The sequence below is a fragment of the Luteibacter sp. P4_E6 genome (genome assembly GCF_056401535.1).
On record NZ_JBFUJE010000501.1, the window covers coordinates 1 to 2,841 of the forward strand.

Consider the following 2,841-nt stretch of genomic DNA (forward strand, 5'->3'; position numbering starts at 1 on the left):
CTGTTGGATATGCGCGTCCAAGCAGTTAGGCCGGAAACGWGGCAAATCCCGTTTCCATTAAGGCGGAGCTGTGATGGCGAGGGAAATATAGTACCGAAGTTCCTGATTCCACGCTGCCAAGAAAAGCCTCTAGTGAGATGTAAGGTGCCCGTACCGCAAACCGACACAGGTAGGCGAGGAGAGAATCCTAAGGTGTGCGAGAGAACTCTCGTTAAGGAACTCGGCAAAATGACCCCGTAACTTCGGGAGAAGGGGTGCTTTTTAGGGTGAATAGCCCAGAAAAGCCGCAGTGAATAGGCCCAGGCGACTGTTTAGCAAAAACACAGGTCTCTGCGAAGCCGCAAGGCGAAGTATAGGGGCTGACACCTGCCCGGTGCTGGAAGGTTAAGGGGAGAGGTTAGCGCAAGCGAAGCTTTGAACCGAAGCCCCAGTAAACGGCGGCCGTAACTATAACGGTCCTAAGGTAGCGAAATTCCTTGTCGGGTAAGTTCCGACCYGCACGAAWGGYGTAACGACAGCGGCGCTGTCTCCACCCGAGACTCAGTGAAATTGAAWTCSCYGTGAAGATGCRGSGTTCCYGCGGYMAGACGGAAAGACCCCGTGMACCTTTACTATAGCTTTACACTGAACGTTGAGTTCTTCTGTGTAGGATAGGTGGGAGGCTATGAAACCAGGACGCTAGTTCTGGTGGAGCCATCCTTGAAATACCACCCTGAAGTGCTTGACGTTCTAACCTAGGTCCGTMATCCGGATCSGGGACMGTGTATGGTGGGTAGTTTGACTGGGGCGGTCKCCTCCSAAAGAGTAACGGAGGAGCACGAAGGTACGCTCAGCGCGGTCGGACATCGCGCACTGTGTGCAAAGGCATAAGCGTGCTTGACTGCGAGATCGACGGATCAAGCAGGKACGAAAGTMGGKCWTAGTGATCCGGTGGTYCYGYRTGGAAGGGCCATCGCTCAACGGATAAAAGSTACYCCGGGGATAACAGGCTGATRMCSCCCAAGAGTYCATATCGACGGSGKTGTTTGGCACCTCGATGTCGGCTCATCACATCCTGGGGCTGTAGCCGGTCCCAAGGGTATGGCTGTTCGCCATTTAAAGTGGTACGCGAGCTGGGTTCAGAACGTCGTGAGACAGTTCGGTCCCTATCTGTCGTGGGCGTTGGAGATTTGAGGGGGGCTGCTCCTAGTACGAGAGGACCGGAGTGGACGTTCCGCTGGTGTTCGGGTTGTCATGCCCATGGCATTGCCCGGTAGCTACGAACGGAAGTGATAACCGCTGAAAGCATCTAAGCGGGAAGCACGCCCCAAGATGAGATCTCCCGAGAGCTTGACTCTCCTAAAGGCACCATCAAGACTAGGTGGTTGATAGGCACGGTGTGGAAGTGCAGCAATGCATTGAGCTTACGTGTACTAATGAGCCGTGAGGCTTGACCATATAACCCCAAGACGCTTCACCGTCTTAACATCTCTCTACTCGCTTTCCGAATCCGGACGCTTGTCACTCGTTTACACCCTCTGTGAAGCCGGCGCTTTTATAGCGCTGCTTCCACCCCTTCCCTGGCGGCCATAGCGGCGTGGTACCACCTGATCCCATCCCGAACTCAGAAGTGAAACGCGCATGCGCCGATGGTAGTGTGGCTCAAGCCATGCAAGAGTAGGTCACCGCCAGGGGCCTTATACCCTAAAAACCCAGTCTCCTCCGAGACTGGGTTTTTTTTTGCGCGCAGCGCAAGACCCGCAACAGGTCACCGCCAGGGGCCTTATACCGGAACAACCCGTCTTCGAAAGAAGCCGGGTTTTTCTTTGCCSKCGATTTACCCTCGGCCCCTGTGGGAGCCGCTTCAGCGGCGATAACCAGATGGCGGCACCCGGCCCGCTRCCGCGGGATCGCCGATGAATCGGCTCCTACAGGGGCCAACGGCCGGGGCCAATCGGCTACATTAGGGTCATGTACTTACAGACTTTCGGGCTGCGCGAGCTGCCATTTGGCGACGCACCGGATCCGCGCTTTGCCTGCCTGTTCGCGCGCGAGCGGGAAATTCTCGCGCATGTCGAATATGAGCTGACATCGACGACCTCCAGCGTGACTCTCGTGACAGGCGAGGCCGGTGTCGGCAAGAGCCTGCTTTGCCTGTTGGTGGAAGCGGATGCACCCAACCACGGGGTGCGCGCCGTTCGTCAGGCTGCCGGTGACTATGCGCTGGAAACGGTAGCGTGGCTGCGCGCCATGTATGCGGGGTTCGGGTTGCCGTTGCCCCTGAGTGCCGAGGCCAACACGGAAGACCATCTGGTCGATGGGCTCGCTGCCGGTCTCGGGAGGATTTCCCAACACGGCAACCACCGGTACCTCTTGATCCTGGATGACGCCGATCAGCTTGCCGATGACGACCTGGCGATCGTCGAGCGCTTGCTCCTTGCCTGCGAGAACGTCGACGCACCTTTCCACATCCTGCTCGCGGGTCTGCCGGCACTACGCGAACGACTGTCCGGCCCGTCGGCACCATCGATCGCGGCTCATGTGCGCAGCCGTATTCCCATGCCGGTGTTGAGTGGTGATGAGAGCGAGCGCTATGTTCGTCACCGGCTCCACGTCGCAGGCACGACCCACATGCCTTTCAGCCGTCTCGGCCTGCGCACGCTTCGCGACGATGGCAAAGGCAACCCTCGCCGCCTCAACGCGTTGGCACACCGTGCCCTCGAGCGCGCAGCTGAGCGGGGCGAACAGTCGATAGGCGAGCGGGCGCTCGGATTCGTCGCCCGAGAGGTGCTGCCGCAACATGCTCGGTACTGGCTCCGTCGCTATCGGAAACTCCTCCTTGCGGTGGGCGCCATGCTGGCC

At 58.6% G+C, this 2,841-nt stretch carries 1 protein-coding gene and 2 rRNA genes; all 3 read left to right on the forward strand.

Annotated elements, in window-relative coordinates; all coding sequences use genetic code 11:
- A 23S ribosomal RNA gene (locus tag AC1DT2_RS19885) occupies nt 1-1,437 on the forward strand; the annotation flags it as partial.
- Nucleotides 1,438-1,558: 121 nt separating this feature from the next.
- A 5S ribosomal RNA gene (gene rrf, locus AC1DT2_RS19890) occupies nt 1,559-1,673 on the forward strand.
- 277 nt (nt 1,674-1,950) lie between these two features.
- The coding region (locus AC1DT2_RS19895; RefSeq protein ID WP_477298227.1) for an ExeA family protein at nt 1,951-2,841 on the forward strand (891 nt) is incomplete at its 3' end.